Source organism: Olivibacter sp. SDN3, assembly GCF_014334135.1.
GTDB lineage: Bacteria > Bacteroidota > Bacteroidia > Sphingobacteriales > Sphingobacteriaceae > Olivibacter.
This window is the reverse complement of sequence record NZ_CP060497.1, coordinates 2,518,220-2,538,798: the sequence shown is the minus strand read 5'-3', so window position 1 is coordinate 2,538,798 and position 20,579 is coordinate 2,518,220. Positions and strand designations below refer to the sequence as shown.

Here is a 20,579-nt window from a genome sequence, read left to right as displayed (position 1 = left end):
GTTTATATATATTAAAATGAAGCCCTAAAGCCCAATGCAATACTTCGTGGATTTCTCATCAGCGGAAAATCAGGATCAATCCTTCTCTTATTAGCCGTATAGAGCAGACCCAGGTTATTGGCATATAGATAGATTTCAAGATTGGCGAAGGGATTGCTTCGCCAGCTTTGTTTATCCAACTGGTAATTCAGCGTGACATCCTGCAAGCGCAACAGATCTCCTCTTTCTGCCAGCACTTCAGAAAAAGTGTAGAATTGATCACGCGATTGGTTAGCCGGGTAATGCATAGCGGGCACGTGTGTAAACTGCTCATCACCGGGCTGCCGCCATCGTTGGGCAAAATCGCTGTGCCCATTCCACTGGCTGTAGAGATTCGTATAATTTATAGAGGGAGCCCTAAACCAATGCCCTAATTTATAGACCAGATTGAAGGAAAAGGACAGATTGTGATAGGAAATAGTATTCCGTAAGCTACCGAATACGGGTGGGCGGGCATAACCGTGGAAGACCAAGTCTTCAACCGATGATGCTGAAGCTATAGCGCTGTAATTATCGGTCCATGTACCATCAGGCAGGTAGCCCATCGGCGCACCGATTTCCGGGTTGAGGCCGCCCCATTTGAAACTATGTATCCCATAAACCGGACGCCCCTCAATGGGGTTTACACTAAGCCGCTCAACACTGGCATCTCCCAGATAGTTAAACACACTCCCTAGCGCTTCGCCATATTGGCTCACTACATCTACCGCCCTGCTCAGCAATAGGGAGCTTACCCAACTAAAGGCACCCCGGCCCATATTCCTACTATTCAGCGTCACGTCCCATCCACTCCCTCGAATATGGGCTACGTTGCCTTTAAACTCCTTTATGCCGGTCGTGGCATCAATGGGTGCAAAGCCCATGAGATCCAGTCCCCTTTTATTAAAATATTCAATGCTACCGGAGAGCAAGCTATTTTTCAAACGAAAATCCAGCCCGATATTGGCTACCCCTACGCGCTCCCAGCGCAGGTCGGGGTTTGGAGGGTTAGAAATGAGGGCGAAAGGCAATCCCGTAAGCGAGGCATTGTTAAGATAGCGAGCGGTGGTGAATGCGGTGACCGAACGGTCAATATTTCCATTGAAACCATAGGTGGCCCTCAGTTTAAGGTATGGTAGCCACTCCATCGCTAAAAAAGTCTCTTCACTAGCTGTCCAGCTTCCGCCTACCGACCACAGAGGCACGCTCCGCTGGTTTGCCCTTACCCCAAACAAGTTACTCTGGTCGATACGACCGCTGGCCGTTAGTGTATACCGATCCAGATAAGTAAAAGCAGCATTGCCATAATAAGATACCGCCGCATCGTATAGGCCTGTCACTCCTCCGCTCCACGGGATACGCTGCTGTGAGCCAGACGGGTACTGCCTGTAAAAACCCTGGTAGTCGGTTTGGGTATCAATAGTGAGAATGTCATCGTTAAATCCATAAAAACGATTGTTATACCCATCCGTAGATACCTCCCGTACTTCTGCCCCCATAATAGCGCTGACGTGATATTTATCCCAGGTCTTATCCACATTGACCTGTCCACGCACAGCGTGGGCAACAATCTCCGTTAACGAATGATTCAGGATATGGCCCTCCGGGACGGGTGAGGAGAACGTACCGTCCGGTTCAAACTGCGTGAACCTATTCTGCAGATCACGCATCATGAAAGAAGATTCCCGCTGAATATTATTCGAGATATTAGACATGCGCTGATATTGGTATTTCACTTCAGTAACCAGCCAATCCGAAACTGTATAGGCCGCATCTGCCGTTAAGCGCAAATCGGCAATCCTGGTATTAAAATCCCGATCGTATATATTATTGAGCGGAACAAACTCCCAATTCTTCAGCCCCATCTCGTAGGCATCCCGCACAAATGAAGATCTGTACTCGTGCACAATGGGCAACGGATTGCCACCATCGTCGGCCAACCGCGCATAAGGATAAATACTACGCGAACCGCCACTATTTACATCAGTGTAGCCCCTGTTATTTAAACGGTTAGACGAACCCGCATAATTAATGCTGGAACGGAGTTCCAGATTCTTAACCGGCTTTAACGCGACCTCAGAACGAATGGTAAATCGTTGGTAGTCGTTATTGATGCGATCTGCCAGATTTTTGTCCAGGCCAGATGAGATGAGGTAACGCATTTTCTCCGAGCCGCCGTTTACCGAGATAGCATATTGCTGGTTAACACTTTCCCGGTACATATAGCGGCCAAAATCATCCCTTACATCATACTGTTTGAGTCTATCGATCTGCCGATTCATCTCTTCATTACTCATCTCTCCATCGCGACCGCTAATTAACAGCTCCACTACGGGGGTGAGAGGCGGTCGGTTTGCAGCGTTTTCTGCAGCGCTGTAGTAGCCTAATTCAAAGAGCTCTTTCTCCAGTTCGATATAATCGCTGGAACTTACCCACGGTAAATCCTTAAAATATGGCTTCTCCGCAACGGTTACGTTGCTATTGAAATCAATCTTCAAGGGCTGGCTGTAGGCAGACTTTTTCGTGTTGATCACGATAACTCCGTTCCCTGCCCGGGTTCCCCAGATGGAGGCTGCCGCCGCATCTTTTAGCACCGTAATACTCTCGATATCGTTCGGGTTTATGCTAGCCAGGTCACCCTCGAAAGGAAAGTTATCTACTACGATGAGCGGCCTGTCGTTGCCCATGATAGTACTACGCCCACGGATATCAAAATTATCTTCACTGCCACGGCGATCTACCAGTAGCCCGGAAGTCACATCTTCCAGCCTATCGAGTACGTTAGTGCTTACCCTACGGTTCAGCAGCTTGTTATCGATCTGTTCAAAAGATCCGGTGGTACGCTCGTGCGGCAGCGATTGGTAGCCGGTAGATACTTCCACTTCCTCCAGCTGATCTTGACTCGCTTCTAACACTATACGCCATATCTTATCATTGGCTTCGCTAACCCTTAAGGTCTGTGGGCGATAGCCAGTATAAGTAATTTCCAACTGCACGGGCAATGCAACGCGTTTAAAAACAAATGCGCCATTTTCATCGGACTTTACGGTAAACGTTGTATTACTTATTCGTACGGATGCGCCCGCCAAAACGTTGCCACCACTAGCCTCAATCGTGCCGCGTATGGTGACACCGTTATCTTGTGCCCATGCTGTGCAGGCCAGTATGCTTAGCCATAACAGGCTGATAAAATATTTAATTATTCGATACATTATGAGGTTTGGGTTAATGGTTATTCCGGTTTTTCATTCTGTTGTTTGTCCCTCAACACGATCATCTCTACATTGCGCTCTTCTTCCACCAGTTCGAGGTGATAAGCTTTAAGCGCTTTATTGAGTTCCGAAGGGTTGGTCATACGTGCATTTATATCCAAATCTACTTTACCGCTATAGCCCGTTTCATCCAGAAAGGGCATGCCGATATTCTGCAGGTAGTAGATATCCAGCAGGCCTGTGAAGTTCTTCCATAACATGTTACGGATGTTTAGGGAGAACAGGTCTCTTTTCATCTGCGCTTTGCCTCCTTTGGTTTTCAGCATATCTTCTTCAGATGTGCGTCGTAACACCAAGCAGGTTGTTAGTGTTTTTTCGATGTTGCAGCGGTATCCAAGAAAACGATCCAGATCCTGCCGCATAAAACGGAAAAGCTGCACAGAATCTTCGGGTGGCACGACCAGTTCGTAGCTGTGACCGTATTTGTTTAGCCATTCCGTATAAGCGACACCTGCCAAATCGGTAGTCACGCGGTCCTTATCTGCCAGCTCGAGCCGGATGCGGTTTGGGTTGAGAAATTCAGTTCTAAACTCGCCGTAGGCCACGCGGTACAGCCAGAGAGGCGAGGCATTCAGCGCGGTAATTCTTTTCTTATCCTGCGAGATGGCCAATGAAGGGTTGATGCCCGTTAGGTAACCTGTAAAAACGGAGTGGTATGATAGGTCTCCGGGATCGACCTGATTGATGCCCATCATCATGGGTACATTAGGATCATAATGCGAAAGCTCTTCGTGCTTTACGGCTAAGGGAACAATATTTCGCTCCAAAAACTCGGTTATACTCCTCTTAGTAATGGCCTCCCCTTCTGTGATAGCACTAACGGTTCTTTCAGGGCCTATCCATACATAGTGCGGAATGACATGATGCCTAAAATAACCGTGGAGGACGTCATCACCGATAACGGAAAAAGCTTTTCGGCCAGTTTCTCTATGCATGCGGGCAAAAAATGCAGCCACCGTTTCCCGCTTTTCCTTCGTAACCGGTATTATAGCCAGATCATCTACAAAAACTTCGCGCAGCGAGTCCATTTTTGGAAAGGCAGCCACACAAGGGCTGCACCAAGTTGCCCAGAAGTCCAGGATGATGAGTTTGCCTTTATAGTCATTGAGGGTTATGGTAGTGCTTCCCTCCTGCCCTGCTTGTACCATTTGTAACGGCAGGTTCCATAAGGCTTCGGGAATGGTATCGCCTATCTGTAAAGGTTTGATGGAGTCTGTGGTTAATGCCACGCCTGCGGCAGCAGGAAAATTCTCCCGCTGCCCGGCGTGAGCCAAACAAACACAGAACAAGAACGTAATCAAAACATGAGAGCTGAAAGATAGAATTTTCTTTTCCCAGTTGCAGCTGTTTGACGTGAATGGTATGAAATATAGCGTGAATGGTATATTTTCTGTCATATTTGGTAATCTCGGAACCTTCTCTAGCCAAGAGAACGGCAAGCTATCTGAAGATTCAGCCATTCCCGAAATTTTAAGCCTGCTCTTACTATTTAACTTAAATACAGGCCGAAGCATGGCCTTTACGATGATATCGTTCATTTTTTTGAATAGGTTGTTAAAGGAATTTTTTAATTGTTAAAATCTAAATGCTTTAACAAAATCTATTCGGGGGCCGATATTAAGGTCTTAAAAAGTTGTTTTTTGGAGAATAAAAATTGAAAGAAAATAAGATAGGAAATTGGTTTTCTTCTTAGAGAAAAGTGATTGGTTTTTTGGTTTAGGTTGTCTTGGTTTTTCATAAAACAAGGTTTTGAACACATATGTATCAAAACCTCGCATGTCATAAATGACCGTCTCCTTACGGAGCCAGGCCACTTTTTGACTCATCAAACGACAGACCGCGTAGGATCGGCGCTCATAGTAGCGAGCTACTGGTATTGCCACTACTCAAAAGAGCAGTACTGGGAAGCTAAGTCGCAAGTGGCCTGGTACCCCATAATCAGTGTCACGGGGGTATCACCAGACGCCCACTTACCCTCTTGCTTCCATTAGAATTTCCTACGTTCGTTTGTTAGCGAGGCTCTTGAAGTGAGCATCATAAATTTGCTTTTTTTATGATGCTACAAATCTATTCTTTTATTTTTCCATATTGTAATTTCTACTTTTTGATATTTCAAATATACTTATACAGTCGTTTATTTCAAAATAAAAATTAAAAAACGACTGTATTTTCAATGAAATTGCCTTTACCTTTCTGCTCAGTTACTTTTATGATTCAAACGAATCGAATTTTGAAAGTTGAAGCACCAAAGAACTCATTAGGCCCTTATTTAACAAGAAAATTAAGAGATAAAGGCCAAGATAGTACTAACATCTCGGCATTGACCGGAATCCACGTCGAGACTCTCCGGAAAATGCGCAATGGAACCACTAAATCAATACCTGCAATAGAATCCTGGAAAATTGCACTTTTTGTTGGAGACCCAATCGACGTATACTTAAGGGAGGTATATCCAAATTTAAACCTTCAATATACAGACAAACCACTTTCCAAGAGCATCAAGGGAGACACTTCCGATACGGGCATATTAATTTTTTCACTCGAAGACTTTAACCTTGATATACTAGCCTACCGAACCGGAATAAAACGGGATCGATTATATCGCTTAACCAAATTAGGTTTTGAAAAAATTGAAACCTACGAACTTGCACTCATTGAAATGGCAGCCGATAAGGAACCGGGTGAATTGTTTAATGAGTTGTTTAAAGACGTGGAGTTGAAGGCAGAGTAGTTAGAGATCAAAGTTGCTAGCCGTCTTATAGAATTACGGTTGACAAATTATGGAAAATGATTTAGACGAGGGATCGGATCCAATCCGCATCTATGAAAGACGTTTGCGGGTTTGCGGAAGTTAGTTAGCATCTATTTTTAAGATAAGCGAAATAATTACACTAGCGTCTTCGGGCAGGCACATAAAATTATGGACTATACATTTCATATACCAATACATCTCAACGGAAATTCCGATGGATTTGATTTTTTATCTCGCCTAGCAAACGAAACAAGTGAATGCTTTATTGACAATATTACTATAGACTTTTATCATTGTTTATTTATACAAGGAAATCTTTGTGCTGTTTTAGGAGCATTAATCAGAGACCTCCATTTTAATGGAAATACCGTCACCATTATAAATGTCAGGGATAAAATACTGGGATTGTTAAAAAGAAATGACTTTTTGTATCATTATCAATTCGCTATACAAGAATCTGATGACAGAAACACATGTATACCCTACAAAATATTTGGTCGAGATGATGAAAAGGCTGCCACAGATTTTTTTTACAAGCAACTTTTTAATAAACCACGAATGCCCATGATGTCTGATAAGGCAAAGAAAAAAGTCATAAGCAATATTTTTGAGATTTGTGTAAATGCTGTAACTCATAGTGGTTGTGAAATTGTCCACTGCTGTGGTCAAATATACCGCGGTACTTTGAGTAAAGCGATTGTTTCATTTGTAGACACAGGTAGAACAATCAAACAGAATGTAAATGATTATCTAAAGAAGAGCTTATCTGGCGGAGAGTGTATAATGTGGGCGCTAGAAGAAGGCAATACTACAAAAGAAGGCAATACTCCAGGTGGTTTAGGTCTAAACGAGGTTTATCAGCTCATTGCAATGAACAACGGTAAACTTCAAATAGTTTCGTCTGATGGGTTTGTCGAAATATTAGGAGGTGATAAAAAAATCTCTTATATTGCTAACTCTTTTCCTGGAACGATCGTAAATATGGAGATTAAGCTAAATGACAACAATTTCTATGTTTTACACTCCGAACAAAATGACGATGATCTTGTTTTCTAAACAATAGACAAAAGATGGAATTAAAAGTTGTTGACGTTATAAAATCTGATGTGGCACTTTCTCCAGAGCCAGCCCATCTGTTATACCAAGAAATAAGGAACATTGTTAGAAATAAGAATGTTGCTATTATTGATTTCAGTAAGGTCCAAATACTTTCTACAGCATTTTTAAATTCTGCAATAGGTCGACTTTATTCTGACTTTAGCTCAGAAGAGTTGAATGAATATTTGAAAATTGTAAATCTTGCTGATGACGATAAAAACCTACTAAGAAAGGTTATTAAACGGGCAAAGGAGTATTTTGCCGATAAGGACTCTTTTGATAAAAAAATTGGAGATAGATACGATCAATAATGGCCGAAATTATTCCATTTAAGGATTTTAGTCCTAAATCTAGTCATACGTATTTGTTAGACAACAGTATTCTTCTATTTGCCTATGCTCCTATCGGTAATTATGGAGCGAACGTTCAATTGAATATTACTACTTTTTTAACAAAAGCCAAATCTGTATCTGCAGGTCTTGCGACAACGTCACTAGTATTGTCTGAGTTCTATAATGTTGTATTTAAAGATTATTTTCAAGAGTGGAAGGAAAAGCCTGAAAATGCAGAAAAGCAAAAAGACTTAAACAAAACACAGGTCTTGAAAAAACTTTATCGGCCTTCACCAGAATTTAATGATGACGTCACCTCGATTAAGGCCTCTATTAATCAAATAATGAAGCTTGCTGATAAATATAGTGATGATTTTAATAGCATAGACATCAACAGCATTTTGAATGGGTGCAACCATCTAGATTACAATGATTCATATTTCGTAGAGCTTGCTAACAGAAAGCAGTGGATAATTTGCACTCGGGATAAAGATATAGTAAATTCTCCAAAACGGAAGTATCCAGTAGTATCTTTTCTATAAGATTCACACGGTATTCAAAACGCATTAACCCTATGCAATAAAGTGTATGTTTTTTTTTGTTTTTCTATTATGTAAGCTTCCCCGAAAAAAAGACTGTTAGAGAATAGAAAATGGATACTTGACAAACTTTGTCCAAGAACTAATTAACGAAATTAATAATGGGGCTATTTCAATTATTGGCATTGGTCAAATGAAAAATTCTACCGTTGAAAATACACCTGTACAACATTTCATAAAAAACGAAATTTCTACGGAGAGTTTGTAAACGACTAGAAGTATGACTAAACAGTAAAATATAGAATTAAATTTTTTATATCACATGCTGTAGCCAATAAATGTATGTGAACAGACATCATTTCTCGCCACTTATTCACTGCGATTCTAATAATAAAATCAGCAGCCCCATATAAGACAGACGACCTATTGGATTGTTCCTCAATTTTAACTATTTGTCTTTAACTACCGTGTTAATAAACTGATATCCAAAAGATGTTGGTCTGATAAATCGGCGATCTACCTCAAATATTTTTCCCTCCGCTTCAATTTTTTCTTTTTCCTCCAAGATATATTCACATGTTTCTAACTCGCTATATTTCTGATCATCAAGACTTAAATTATTAGGACTCTCCAAAATTCCGATCCTGATCAAGTTAGAGAAATAAACTGGAAGATTACAAGGGTACAAAAGTTCTAGCTCAAATTCGTCAATAACATGTGTGTGCATCTTAATTGTAACAACAAAACTTCTTTGTATCTTATCGTCTACTTGCTTGACATCTATAAATGGCAAAGATTCTACCCTCAAAAACACTGTAAGTAATTTTGCTTCATCCGGTGTTAAATTTTTGATGATATCGACAAACCCTGGATGCACATTTTCGATAGTATCCATATCCATTGAATTAGCTAACAGGTTTGCATAGAGATTTCTTAATTCTTCCACCTCACCAGTGTATCTCATAGCTTCTAAAGAAGGTACTGCAACAAAAGGCGGTGGTGTTTGAAGTTTCGCTTCAGATACTTTATTAAGTTTTTCAGAAATAGTATTATCTAAATTTTCTACTATTTTATCGAATCCCCAAACGAGTCCATTAAGTGGCGATAACAAAATTCGTGTTATTCCACCACCTGTTTTTCCAACTTCAGAAAGAATTGGTTTCGCAACGTCGGCATAGATATCTTTTGATAGACCCACTACTTCTTCTGCAATCTTTTTTTCTACTTCCATAGCCTAAGATATTATAAGTTAGAGTATTTGTAATTCTTTAACAAATCAAATACCGTTTTCCTGCGTCAATGCTTTTACATCTTTCTTCGGGCGAATTTTATTTTACAATTGAGTTTATTCTATTTTAAACTTTGTAGAAGCGACCATTTCATCAAAATGTATCTGCGATGCTTTTTATCTGATATCTGATTTTCGGTTTTGATTTTAATATTTAGCTTAGCCCATCTAAAGTAAGAAAGAGAATGATATGATGCAAATATCGTAAAGATTTTGGAATAATTTCCGTTTTACCTTACTTGTGTATAAAACGGAGGTCATTGGATCGGCATGTCGAGCATTTGCTCGCATATCGAATAATGCACACAAAAATATTATCAGTTTCAGCGACCGTTCTCCTCATATAGAACAACAAATTAGTGTAACATATACAGCACAAGGTTCACGTTACATTACCGTTCCGTGTTAAGAAATCCTACGATGCTAGATTCTATTTTATAGAGATAGGTAGTTCCAATAAAATATTTTTAGTCATATGTCCCCAATCAGTTAAAGAACGTCGACTTACCTTAATAATATTAGGATCCTCTCTCCATGCTGATTTTCTGTCATTTTCGGTAGGTAGTTTTAGAGAGATTGAGATAAGGCCGAGAGACTCAAAGGCATAAAATGTATTTCGACCAAAATTCAAAAATGTCTCTTCTGTGAATTGTTGTAAATCGTCAACCGTCAAACTATCTAAGAAATGGCTAAATCGCTTATAAAAATCAAATGGAATTTCTTCTCTTGCGAGATACTGCACTGCAATTCCTAAATATTTAGCCTTATATTCATCATTAAATCGATCCAAGGCGATGAGAGAAAATTTGCCAAATTTATTCCGATATTTCTCATCATTCTGAATTTTGGAGATCATTTTGACTCTACTATCGTTCGGTATCTTGCCCACATTTTGTAAGAAGGCAACGACCTTTTCCAAAAAAATGGCATCTCTAATAGCAATTGTCGTTTTCAGACCTTTTGTAAGATAAGAAAATATAGGTAAAGCGTCACCAAGATCAAGCAGTTTTTCTAGCGCAGAATCTGATAAATCTCCAATGATTTCCAATAAGTTTTCTTTTGCAACTGAAGATTCTAAAGACTCTCCAGCAAGCGTTAAACTGCTTTTCATAATAAAAATTGTTAATTTAAGTTGGATACAGCGACCTTGTATTCGCTTGTTCAATCAATATTTTACTGATACCACATAAACCAATTGCGGTCTTTTCAATCCATCAACCTCCTCGAAGTTTAATGCTACAAGACCAAAATCAGTCATTATGCTAAAACTTACTTCTTTTCCATTTTTAATATCTTGCGTAATATTTTCCAGATCGAAATCACACTTCCGATCAAAAAAGCTAACAACTAAACGAACGATAGACTCTATTTCAGTATAATAGTAAAATTTCGAAAAATTCCTTTTTCGCTTTTTAAATGTAATAAGTAAAGCATTTTTATCGGGATATTCCTCCCATGATACGTAATTAAAAAAGTCGAAATAGAATGCTGGCAACCTATATGAGACGTGTCTGCTTCCATTCTCACTCAATTCAGGATACTCTTTAAAATCCATTCCTCGTTTGATAAGTTCGAAAGCGGCATTTAAAAAGCCAATATTTTCAACCGAAAAATCTACCATTACTTCACCCACTTTTTGCACCATTTCGCTAGGGTGGAGTACCACAGTCTTAACATCAAACAGCTTGTATAACACCTTCGCTTTCTTAGCAAGGTTTTCATCACCTACAATAAAGTAATCACAGTGTCCGGCATAGTATGCGTGATGAGCGTCAGTATAGATGTTCATTGCCGTATCAGTTGTCTTCGGTAACTTGTCCGATTTATAACCCATCATATCCAGCATACTATAACAACCGGAAAAATAGGTCATGTCATCTGGATTTTCATTTCTCAGTTCAAAGATGTAATCCATAAAACCTAAGAAATCCTTATCCAGGCCAATATTTCTAAGAAACTTATTAATGTTATCAATTACATCCTCTACGTTCCAGTTTCCGGAGTTTCTGTCCAAATGAAATCCTTCTCCAGATATAGTTTTGCGTAGATTTTTGTAATAAATCCTATCTTCCAGCATTCGACCCAACAAAAACCCGCTCTCTTTAAATACGTCCCATTGAGTAGCGCCTTCTTTCAAACCAGGGAAGAAAAGCTTCATTGTATCTTTATTCTTGTCTGTTATCTCTATGAGAGAAGGAATTGCGTCAAATATTTTTTTAACGTGCGTCCCTATATCCTCTACACCCATTTCCCTACCCATTTCATCAAAAAGATTAAAGTTTGCTTCCATATCAAAAAGCGAGGCATTATCCAAACCATCATCGTAATCTTTGTAATACATTCCCGGTGTGCCAAACTTTGGCGTAACCATCCCATTTTCGTAACACAACAAATGTTTGCCAGCGAGCGAAGTCAGTGTATTTAAATCTACCTGAAAATAAGGATTATCTTGTTTATTACTCTTCATGAGATCTGAAAAGTGCGCCTGGCTATAAGGAAAGATAAATCTATGCTTGTTGAGTTCTATAAAATCTTTTATTCCGAAAAAATCAGGTTTTTTCAGGTTACTAACTACGTTCCAATCAAGATATATACGTATCATTAAAATTAGTGTTTCGGGAAATGAACTAAGGATCAATGATCTAATGACCAACCGTATTGATAGTAGTGGTAATAATTATGTTCATTTTGGTTTAGATCTTTATTATTTGTTAGCTGCCAGTTACAAGCCCCCTTCATAAGGCGCTATCTCTTATTTGCTGTTTTGATTTTATTTTGGTGAATTGTTCCAGTTTAGTTCCACTAATTTATAAATTAAAAGGTATTTCACAAAATATGTGAAAATTTGAGAAATACACCACTACAAACTTAAGAGGTTCTATCTTTTGGTTTTTACGGTTTTCCGTAACCGGATTACGGAAAACGGTATTATATCAGACATTAATTAACTTATTTTTGCGAATGTTTACGGTTCCCCTTTTTAAGGCACTAAAATTGTTATACATTTGTAAACAGCATCTAAACTTCAAACAATGAGCCAGCAAGACTATATAAAAGACATAGCGCGTTTCGGGTTGGAGAACGATCGTGAAAAGCTATTGGCTACGCTGAACGAGTTTATAGATCACGCTAAAAGTACCAAGAAGATTAATTTTGCCCTGCAACTGCAATCTATCTTGAAAGACGCAGTACGCAAGCAGGAAACTGGAGGTATGTTAAAGGTGGGTTCTCCATCACACTATCAACAGCTAAATGACAGGGAAACGGATGAGCTGATCTTGGAAAAGCTCACGTCTGACTATTCGTTGGAAAATTTGGTGAGCCCTCTCGAAGTGAAGGACAAGCTGGTTAACTTCTTAGATGAGCACAGCCATGCTGAACTATTAAACAAGCACAATTTACCCTTATCAAATAAGCTTTTACTGCATGGCCCTTCGGGCTGCGGCAAGACGTTGGCTTCATACGTGATAGCAGGCGAGTTGAAAAAGCTCATGATTGTAGTGAACTTAGGTGCTATCGTCTCAGCCAAATTAGGCGAAACGAGTAAGAACCTGGCCAAATTGTTCAGAAGGGCTACGCAGGAAGATTGCATTATCTTTATTGATGAGTTTGATTCATTAGGTAAGGTACGCGATTATAGCCAGGACCATGGTGAAATGAAGCGTGTAGTAAATACAATTTTGCAGTTGTTTGACTACCTGCCGCAAAGCAGCATGGTGATTGCCGCTACCAATCAGAAGAATATGCTGGACGAAGCGCTGCTCCGTCGCTTTGATGTATCCATAGCTTTTGAGTTACCCACTAAAGAAGAGATTCAGCAATTGATTGACCTCACGTTGAAGAAAGGTGAATTCTCTTTCGATAAAAAGACTGCAACGAATAGCATCATAAAAGAGGCGGAAGGCCTTTCCTACTACAGTATCCAAAAGACACTTGTAACCGCGATGAAGCGCAGCCTGTTTGGAACTAAAAATACAAGAGCCTTAAAGCCTAAAATAGATACTGCTATCTGGAAGCAACTGGTAGCGGAAGAAAAGGAAGCATTGGCTATTGGATAAGAAATGATTTTTATCTCTGCAACTTAGTTATAGCTCAATATCTAAATCTTGATCTAGTTGCGTAATATTGTTTGGAACTGCTTCAAGGATATTAACAGCCTGTATCTCATCGTACAATCGAACCCCATCAATTTTTGACTTATCTTCTATAGACAGAGCAAGTGAAAAAGGGTGCTCTTTGGTAATCCTAGCCCATTCCTGTAAGTCTAGATCCAAATTGTCTTTGACGGCACAGCGCATAACAATTGCTATTTGATTACCTATCTTTCCAATTTCGGATTTAGATATTTGAATAGAAAGCTGCTGTCTATTAGATAACGGTTTATTTACTAAAGGAAAGAAATCTTCTGACCAAGGCCCTAAAGAGTTTTTGATACCTAACGCTTTGTTTTTTACCTTCATTTTAAGATTTAATAATCTTTTATTGTCTTCATCAGAAATATCTCTCTGAGCTTTCAGATCTTCTAGATTCCTAATTTCATCCGTCCAGTGATTGTCCTTATAATATTCATGGTTTCTGTCTGCCAAAATATCAGCTAAATTATCCAACGAGTGTTTCACTACACTATTAGCAAAGTTAAACGAAATATGCAATGGATTATAATCCACATGATTACCCCAAGCGGGATTGAACTTATAGCATAACGTTGCTTGAATAGCAAGTCTTTTATTTCCCTTACCTTCTAATAAATATTCAGGCACATGCAAAAGAATTACTTTATGATGATCTGTTCGGATAGTTTCTTCTACAATGAGCGAAACTTTATTAGCTGTTGAATAAAGCAATCGTTCTTTGTTTGGTTTACCGTGGCCAACCAGATTGCGATGAATAGTTTCTTCCGAAAGAACTTGCCTTGTAATTTTGGTTTTATTCGTCGCTGACAATTTATCAAAAGGCACTCCATATGCTTCAATCGCTAAGCTATTTTTTCTTTCGATAACCATCTCTTCTAAATAACTAGTAGGATAAGTATCAGTAGAATTAATCAGCAAGGCCTTGATAGATTGTAGTGAGAGGTCGGGATATATATTTAGCACTTGTGCAGCTAGATTCGCTGCCAAAGGTGCTGAAAGACTTGTTCCAGAATCAAAGGTATAATAATCATTTCCCCCATCACCAAAACCTGGAACCTGCATGGCAGCATCATTTTGTAAAAGATCTCCCCCTGGCATTACGATATCAGGTTTAAAAAAATTCTTATTTCCGTGATTAGAACTTAATACAGCACCATTAATTTTTTGTTTAAAGTCATAATGATTTTTCCGAGAATAGTATGCTGGCAAATTCTTATCCAAACTTAGATCAACAGCTGTATCTGGTCTATAATTATCTGCCAGAGCACCGATCGTAACATGATTCATACTCTCCGCAGGAATACAAATATTGGTATATATGCACGAATGGATATCTGATTCTATATTAGGATTGTAAAAATGATTTGGGTAATTATGTAGATCATGCGGATTTTCTTGCATCGCCACGAGATCATCATAATTCATATTGCCCGCAGCGATAAATATAAGGATGTCTAACTCATAGGCCAATTTATCAAGTAAATACGAAAAAAATGAAGGGCTTTCGTTATATGATTTACTCTGCGCACAAATGGATAAATTAAAGAGGCGTACACCATCTCTTATGTGTGCTTCCTGAATAGCTTCTACTACTTTAATTACGTCAATATAACCATCAATGCTTTCCAATATCTTGATAGAATATATTTTAGCATCTGCGTCCAATTCCTCTTCACCGGTAAAAAACCGATCACCAACTGCTGCTAAACTGGCTACGACAGTGCCATGTCTATGAGCAGCCCATAAGGGATCATTTGTACGTGTAATATCTATGCCGGCCATTACAATCTCACGCAAAGGTTCAATTGGTCTTATACCATTGTCGATAACACCGATGACCGTATGATTATCGTCTCGGTTCCGTATTGTAAAATCCCATGTCACCTTTGTGATATTAAATTGATCTGGCTTGACAATGAGGCTACGCAAGGTATGTGCCTGTGCAAGAATATCAAAATTCCTTGCCATTTCATCTACAATATTTCTATTAGCACCTTTCAGTTGAAGCATCTTACCATAAGGGTCAAACGAAAAATCATCAATATCACCTACAAGCGCTAACGCTTCTAAATAATTCTTCAAAGCCCTGTGTTGAGTTTCGTAAACTTCATCAATCTGAGGGGTTGTATTAATCAGCTCAAAAACTAAATCACCAGAACGTTGGTTTCGTATATCCGATGCCGTATGATATTTGACATCAAATAGTGTGGTCATAATTGCGTATGTCTTGCCTTTTGGAGAAATACGATCACTACTCTCGATATAATGGTGCAATAATGCGTCGAAGTGCCTAAACCGTTGTTCGTCAACTATTGCAAACAAAACGGTACGATTGAAATCTTTTTGGATCACTGGTGATAGACCAAATTCATTTAAAAACCGTGTCCGAGTCTTATAACTTAATCCATCACTAAATGGTATCAAAAACCTGATTTCTATAATTTCAATATGCTCTGGAACTAAACGCTTATCCCGTAGTCTATTCGCTTTATCTAGAAGGAGTTGATTAAACGAAGTACTCAATCGTTGTTTATGTGGTCTGTATGCCGCTGGGTCTTTATCTATAGTATCGTTTTTTTCCATGCCCCTTGATTTATCAAACTTATATGCATGACCCGAAGGATTTTTGAGATAGAGATGAGGTAATTGTTGGTTCATTGATTGGTATAGTTTTTATAGCAATAGCTTAAGGTTAGGTTTTTCTATTTCCTTATGCCCAGCTGCACTGGTATGAGCGTTAGCCGTCAATCACAATCCCTTATTTACTGCTTTGATTTTAGTTTGGTTAATATTTCAGTTTAGTGCTACTAATTTATAAATTAAATGGCATTTCACAAAATATGTGAAATTTTGAAATATATTCCCAAGCTTCCTTATTACTTTATTCTGAAAATCCCGAGGAAAGTGCCTCTTTCCCCAATTTTGGCGGTTGCGAAAGTGTGGAATATCGAGCTATTTCATAATAGTTTTTTTCTCAAACTCATCGCCTCCCAAACGTTGTTGTAAGCCAATTTCGAACGAAGCGAATTCCGGTTTTCCGTAATAAATTAAACAGCCAAGTATTTAGTTTTGCTAGTGTGAGGAAAACCTCCGTTATTTTTCAAAATACCATTCTGATTAATATGCATTTTTATAAATTTAAAACAAACACCGCCCCCAGTTTAGAAAGCTACCCCATTAGAGCTAGTCAGTTGACTCAGGGTCAGAGGCTTTACTCAATTGCTTTTCTTATTAAAAACGTATATTCAAACAAATCATTTCGACTATGAAAAACGTAATACGCCTCATAACAATAATTGTAATGGGATTGACACTAATTGCGTGTGAAAATGTAAACAATAAAAAAACTTCCGAAAAGCCTATTGCCGAAGACGTTTCGAAAGAAACGATTGAACCTGACGATGCAGTCGAATACAAAATAGTCAAAATGGAAGATCAAAGCAGTAAAGCACTAGGGAAAAAACCATTATCTCAATATCAGACATCCGAACTGGAGAAACTACCAATTAAGAAAAAACATTTGTACAGGGTAGTTTTGAAAGATATTAAAGAAAATCAGGTAAAGCCTACTGTGGAGTTAATTATAAAGGAACTCACATCCGTTGACAAAGATATTGACGAAATTACACTTTGGCTGTATAGTGATAACGAGTTATCAAACAGCACATACGATATAGGGGCTGCTACTTGGGCACCCTATGGGAAATTGGGAAATGTTGACGCAAACATTGCAAAAAACAACTCCCGAGAAAATTACGAAATCAGCTATCAAATTACTCGTAATCTTAATGAATATCTTGCTTTAAGATCAGAAACAGAGGATAAATTCGGCTTTAGTGTTGAAGTGAGGAAACAGATTTTTAAAGACCTTGTAAAAGCACAGGATAAAGCTGGTGAGTATGAGCACAAAGAGCAACAAAAAGTGCTTAATAAGTATGGAAATATAAATGATGCTAATCGTGAGAAGATAAAGGCTGAGTATGCTAAGATTTATGATAAGTCCGCAGAAAAAATGAGTGAATATGAAGCAGCCGTGGCAAAGCAATATAACATCAGCGTTGAACAGCTGAGTGAAATTAGTTCTGAGGCTCAGGAAAAGTTCTGGCCATTGGATTAAATCTATTCGAGCTTTTGAGGTAGGTTGCAGCCTTCTCCACGTCAACAGGAAAAATTCGAGGTGAAGCGATTATTACAACAGGATATTCCGATCAGGGAAATAGCCAGAAGGTTTAAAATGAGCCGTATAACGGTCAGAAAATATAAACTCTGCGAGGAACTTCCGCGAAAAACGTACATCTCGCCCACAGGGCTGGAGGAACATCTTGGTTATATAAAGAAAAGGAAAGAAGAAAACCCGGACATCCAGATAAGGCAGTTACATACTGAACTTAAAGGCCGCGGATATCAGGGTGCATATTCTACTTTATCCGATGGGCTGGCCAGGCATAGTCTGGCATTGGGTAAGAAAAAGGGAATAAAAACAGTGTTGCCCTCGGATCTCAGCCTCTGGAGACCATCGAGAAGCTCCATGCTTTTTTCAATGATCCCCAAAAGCTTTCCAAGGATGAATCGGACATATTAAACCAGCTCTGCAGAGCCTCAGTTGTAATGAAGCGATCTTTATCTTTTATAAGAGAGTTCCGTCAGATGATGTTAAGATCAATGCAGCGCTGGTCTACAGAAGTGGATCGAGAGAGTGAACGATTCCTCGATTCCTGAATTATGTGGATTTGCAAAAGGGCTTAGGCAGGATCTCGCTGAAATCAAAAACGCCTTCGATCTACCGTGGAGCAACGGGCCGGTTGAAGAAAACGTAAACAAGCTGAAGACATTGAAAAGACAGATGTATGGTCGTTGTTCGCTCCGCCTACTGGAGAAAAGGCTGGTACTGCCACCTTCGTAACCACCAAAAGTGGGAAGAACCAACATCAACGGAATATTCAGTTAATACCAAATATTCAACTTTACTGTTGATTGAAAACTATTAAAGACCAAGATTCACGTCCACCTGGGCGCACGCGTCTGCAAAACTTCTTTTATCCAAAATAGGAATATCCCCAGGGGGAACGTACCAATAGCCATTCTCTCTCCTAGCCATTCGGAATGTGAGATCGGTATCTCCTTGTTGACCGTTGAATAAAAATAATCTTTCACCAACTATATCATACTCAGTTTCTGTAACTTCTCCAAAAATACTCGTTTCATTATAGTATACGGTTATATCCATCATAATTTTTAGTTTAATAATTAGTAATATCGAAAATCTAATTTGTTTTTTCAAAAAAAACTCCAAAGGCACTTATTTGAGAAAAAAACAACGCGATTAATACTATTTTTTGCAACTTTCATTCTAATTTTGGTATTAATTACTTATTGAAATCAGCAGGTTCTTTGATGCTGTGGTCTTCGTTTTCAGTCTTACCTACCCAATACATCAGTGAGCTTTTGTAAGAGAGCTGTATGTTTTTCAGGTTTTTTTTCCTTTAGATCTAACAATAGCTGAACCTTTCTTTTTATCGATGGAAATCCACCAAATGGATACCGATCCCAGATTGGAGATGTATCCTTGAACGCTAAAAGGAAATCCCTATCGCTGTCATCAAATACAGCGGCTATTTCTTTCACAAGCTGCACCTTTACCAATTCATATTCCTCATAGCTGAACTCTTCTTCTGTCATCCCCAGAAACTGCTTTTCTAATGCTGATCTTTGATCGATGAAATTGGGAGCAAGCAATTCCGATATCGGCCTTTTTGCCCCCAGCAGACAGAATATAAATCCCGTCTTGATCTCTTCGGTAAACCCCTCGTTGGCCAGCAGATACTTGACGTCAAAAAGGTCTCTAGGATGCTGACGGTCTAATGCGGCACAGATCTTTCCACCATATAACTGACCCAAGGGAACAACGGCAATCTCGCAAAAGGCATTGTACTCTTCCTGGGCTTTTTCACAAAGTACCCTAATCTCTGGTGGAGCATAGGATCCCCGACCCATTTTGCTCACCTCTAGCTTGATGCTTGCCGATGCTGTAGCGATGTCCAGTTTAGAGGCTTCTTCCCTTAAGGTAGCCTTGGTTCCTGGCATATTTTTTTCGATATCTACACCAATCCTTTTCAACGCCGCGTTGATATTCCCAAGCGAGGTATCCCAATCCTCTATAGGGAGATAGGTAAGATCAATATCCACCGACAGTCGCGGCATATTCCTGATGAACAGGTTGATTGCAGTTCCCCCATGTAGTGCAAAGCACTGTTCATTTGATACCAGCGGAAGCACATCCAATAACAGCTTGACCTGACCTTTATATATTTTCTCCATTTTCCATTAGTTCTTTTGGTACCGTGATATCGTATTTTTGTACATACGCTCCCTTTTTTACCAAACTCCTGGTTCCCGAACCAAGGTCGATTACCTCTAAGTTTAGATACTTTAGCCATGCATGTCCAGCTTTTTCGGCCATAAAAAGGAACAGGCGCTTCACCTTTACCGAACTGCAGTTTTCCAGTAGCGACTGTACAAGTTTTGGTCTAAGTCCGCTCATGCCTTCCAGCAATTCATAACATTCAACAAGATCGTGGCCGTCTGAAACATATAAACATTCCAGTAGCGCCCGTGCAAGTCCCGATATCTTTATCGTGAAATTTCCTTTGGAAAATTCCTCCACCCCCATATCCCTCGGCAAAAAGCCTGATGCGCGGTAATCGATCTTTACTCCCCAATCAAACTCGCTGAACCACTTTGGAAGCTGCTCATCCTGTGTTCCGAATAACATCAATTCGCTGATACCCATCTGTAGGTAGTGCGACCTTCCCAAAAGGGCGATTGCAGACTTTCCCCCGATGTGTACAGATAGCCCTAGCTGGCTTTGCAGCGTATAGACTCCGCCTTCTACCGACACTTGATCGCCAATACGTTTGGCGGCTCCACTACCTACCGACTCCAACCATCCGTTTTCTCGATAACGTTGCTGCAGTGCGTAACTATATCCGTTACGTATGAGCCATACACTGGTGAAGATAGTCCCATAAGGTTGTGAATGCAGAAGCGTATTTATTTTTGACGTATTTTTCATACTCATGGTATCAAAAATACAAAAAATATAAAGAAACTACAATCATTACTTTAAAAACCCATAAATAACTATACT

16 protein-coding genes and 1 pseudogene are annotated in these 20,579 nt (G+C 39.4%); 8 read left to right on the top strand and 9 right to left on the bottom strand.

Annotation, left to right across the window (positions count from 1 at the left end):
* Window positions 1-11: 11 nt before the first annotated feature.
* Window positions 12-3,230 carry a SusC/RagA family TonB-linked outer membrane protein gene (locus H8S90_RS10495; RefSeq protein ID WP_187342490.1) on the bottom strand — a complete coding sequence of 1,073 codons (3,219 nt, stop codon included), beginning with the start codon at window positions 3,228-3,230 and terminating at the stop codon, window positions 12-14.
* Window positions 3,231-3,250: 20 nt separating this feature from the next.
* Complete coding sequence (locus H8S90_RS10490; protein WP_187342489.1) at window positions 3,251-4,828, bottom strand: TlpA disulfide reductase family protein; 1,578 nt, start codon at window positions 4,826-4,828, stop codon at window positions 3,251-3,253.
* A gap of 692 nt (window positions 4,829-5,520) precedes the next feature.
* Between H8S90_RS10490 and H8S90_RS10485 the strand changes: the two genes are divergently transcribed.
* The 4 genes from H8S90_RS10485 to H8S90_RS10470 all read left to right on the top strand — a co-directional run bounded on the left by H8S90_RS10485 (window position 5,521) and on the right by H8S90_RS10470 (window position 8,014).
* Window positions 5,521-6,021, top strand: a complete 501-nt coding sequence (locus H8S90_RS10485; RefSeq protein WP_187342488.1) for a hypothetical protein — start codon at window positions 5,521-5,523, stop codon at window positions 6,019-6,021.
* Between the two features lie 189 nt (window positions 6,022-6,210).
* Window positions 6,211-7,098, top strand: coding sequence for a HAMP domain-containing histidine kinase (locus H8S90_RS10480; RefSeq protein WP_187342487.1), 888 nt, complete (start codon window positions 6,211-6,213; stop codon window positions 7,096-7,098).
* A 14-nt stretch (window positions 7,099-7,112) separates the two neighbouring features.
* The gene (locus H8S90_RS10475) at window positions 7,113-7,451 is read left to right on the top strand and encodes an STAS-like domain-containing protein (protein ID WP_187342486.1); all 339 of its coding nucleotides are present in this window, start codon (window positions 7,113-7,115) and stop codon (window positions 7,449-7,451) included.
* Window positions 7,451-8,014: a hypothetical protein gene (locus H8S90_RS10470; RefSeq protein WP_187342485.1), complete on the top strand. Its 564-nt coding sequence runs from the start codon at window positions 7,451-7,453 to the stop codon at window positions 8,012-8,014. The genes H8S90_RS10475 and H8S90_RS10470 overlap by 1 nt, the downstream gene beginning before the upstream one ends.
* Before the next feature lie 445 nt (window positions 8,015-8,459).
* On the opposite strand, the gene H8S90_RS10465 is transcribed toward H8S90_RS10470, so the two are convergent.
* The 3 genes from H8S90_RS10465 to H8S90_RS10455 all read right to left on the bottom strand — a co-directional run bounded on the left by H8S90_RS10465 (window position 8,460) and on the right by H8S90_RS10455 (window position 11,901).
* On the bottom strand, window positions 8,460-9,242 hold the full coding sequence (locus tag H8S90_RS10465; RefSeq protein WP_187342484.1) for a DUF4393 domain-containing protein: 783 nt from the start codon (window positions 9,240-9,242) through the stop codon (window positions 8,460-8,462).
* Between the two features lie 487 nt (window positions 9,243-9,729).
* A complete protein-coding gene (locus H8S90_RS10460; RefSeq protein WP_187342483.1) occupies window positions 9,730-10,410 on the bottom strand; it encodes a hypothetical protein in 681 nt (226 codons plus the stop codon).
* 54 nt (window positions 10,411-10,464) lie between these two features.
* Entirely contained in the window at window positions 10,465-11,901 is a 1,437-nt protein-coding gene (locus tag H8S90_RS10455; protein ID WP_187342482.1) for a hypothetical protein, read from the bottom strand.
* Window positions 11,902-12,331: 430 nt separating this feature from the next.
* Here H8S90_RS10455 and H8S90_RS10450 point away from each other — a divergent pair, with 430 nt between their 5' ends.
* Window positions 12,332-13,357, top strand: coding sequence for an AAA family ATPase (locus H8S90_RS10450; RefSeq protein WP_187342481.1), 1,026 nt, complete (start codon window positions 12,332-12,334; stop codon window positions 13,355-13,357).
* A 27-nt stretch (window positions 13,358-13,384) separates the two neighbouring features.
* Here the strand turns inward: H8S90_RS10450 and H8S90_RS10445 are convergent, their stop codons facing one another.
* Entirely contained in the window at window positions 13,385-16,090 is a 2,706-nt protein-coding gene (locus tag H8S90_RS10445; protein WP_187342480.1) for a S8 family peptidase, read from the bottom strand.
* Between the two features lie 607 nt (window positions 16,091-16,697).
* Here H8S90_RS10445 and H8S90_RS10440 point away from each other — a divergent pair.
* The 3 genes and pseudogenes from H8S90_RS10440 to H8S90_RS10430 all read left to right on the top strand — a co-directional run.
* Window positions 16,698-17,549 (top strand): hypothetical protein, encoded by an 852-nt coding sequence (locus tag H8S90_RS10440; RefSeq protein WP_187342479.1) that lies wholly within the window; start codon window positions 16,698-16,700, stop codon window positions 17,547-17,549.
* Between the two features lie 60 nt (window positions 17,550-17,609).
* Window positions 17,610-18,014 (top strand): hypothetical protein, encoded by a 405-nt coding sequence (locus H8S90_RS10435; protein WP_187342478.1) that lies wholly within the window; start codon window positions 17,610-17,612, stop codon window positions 18,012-18,014.
* A gap of 90 nt (window positions 18,015-18,104) precedes the next feature.
* Window positions 18,105-18,335, top strand: a pseudogene (locus H8S90_RS10430) (transposase); the annotation flags it as partial.
* An 81-nt stretch (window positions 18,336-18,416) separates the two neighbouring features.
* On the opposite strand, the gene H8S90_RS10425 reads toward H8S90_RS10430, so the two are convergent.
* The 3 genes from H8S90_RS10425 to H8S90_RS10415 form a co-directional block, all read right to left on the bottom strand.
* Window positions 18,417-18,662, bottom strand: coding sequence for a hypothetical protein (locus tag H8S90_RS10425; protein WP_187342476.1), 246 nt, complete (start codon window positions 18,660-18,662; stop codon window positions 18,417-18,419).
* 188 nt (window positions 18,663-18,850) lie between these two features.
* Entirely contained in the window at window positions 18,851-19,750 is a 900-nt protein-coding gene (locus H8S90_RS10420; protein ID WP_187342475.1) for a nucleotidyl transferase AbiEii/AbiGii toxin family protein, read from the bottom strand.
* Entirely contained in the window at window positions 19,734-20,504 is a 771-nt protein-coding gene (locus H8S90_RS10415; protein ID WP_255501898.1) for a type IV toxin-antitoxin system AbiEi family antitoxin, read from the bottom strand. Before H8S90_RS10415 ends, H8S90_RS10420 begins: the two co-directional genes overlap by 17 nt.
* Window positions 20,505-20,579 lie beyond the last annotated feature (75 nt).

What these genes read in the sequence shown, in the direction of transcription:
- H8S90_RS10490 (WP_187342489.1), bottom strand. Translation starts at nt 4,828, where the DNA reads ATGAACGATATCATCGTAAAGGCCATGCTTCGGCCTGTATTTAAGTTA.
- H8S90_RS10450 (WP_187342481.1), top strand. Translation starts at nt 12,332, where the DNA reads ATGAGCCAGCAAGACTATATAAAAGACATAGCGCGTTTCGGGTTGGAG.
- H8S90_RS10475 (WP_187342486.1), top strand. Translation starts at nt 7,113, where the DNA reads ATGGAATTAAAAGTTGTTGACGTTATAAAATCTGATGTGGCACTTTCT.
- H8S90_RS10445 (WP_187342480.1), bottom strand. Translation starts at nt 16,090, where the DNA reads ATGAACCAACAATTACCTCATCTCTATCTCAAAAATCCTTCGGGTCAT.
- H8S90_RS10465 (WP_187342484.1), bottom strand. Translation starts at nt 9,242, where the DNA reads ATGGAAGTAGAAAAAAAGATTGCAGAAGAAGTAGTGGGTCTATCAAAA.
- H8S90_RS10420 (WP_187342475.1), bottom strand. Translation starts at nt 19,750, where the DNA reads ATGGAGAAAATATATAAAGGTCAGGTCAAGCTGTTATTGGATGTGCTT.
- H8S90_RS10495 (WP_187342490.1), bottom strand. Translation starts at nt 3,230, where the DNA reads ATGTATCGAATAATTAAATATTTTATCAGCCTGTTATGGCTAAGCATA.
- H8S90_RS10455 (WP_187342482.1), bottom strand. Translation starts at nt 11,901, where the DNA reads ATGATACGTATATATCTTGATTGGAACGTAGTTAGTAACCTGAAAAAA.
- H8S90_RS10425 (WP_187342476.1), bottom strand. Translation starts at nt 18,662, where the DNA reads ATGATGGATATAACCGTATACTATAATGAAACGAGTATTTTTGGAGAA.
- H8S90_RS10460 (WP_187342483.1), bottom strand. Translation starts at nt 10,410, where the DNA reads ATGAAAAGCAGTTTAACGCTTGCTGGAGAGTCTTTAGAATCTTCAGTT.
- H8S90_RS10440 (WP_187342479.1), top strand. Translation starts at nt 16,698, where the DNA reads ATGAAAAACGTAATACGCCTCATAACAATAATTGTAATGGGATTGACA.
- H8S90_RS10480 (WP_187342487.1), top strand. Translation starts at nt 6,211, where the DNA reads ATGGACTATACATTTCATATACCAATACATCTCAACGGAAATTCCGAT.
- H8S90_RS10470 (WP_187342485.1), top strand. Translation starts at nt 7,451, where the DNA reads ATGGCCGAAATTATTCCATTTAAGGATTTTAGTCCTAAATCTAGTCAT.
- H8S90_RS10415 (WP_255501898.1), bottom strand. Translation starts at nt 20,504, where the DNA reads ATGAAAAATACGTCAAAAATAAATACGCTTCTGCATTCACAACCTTAT.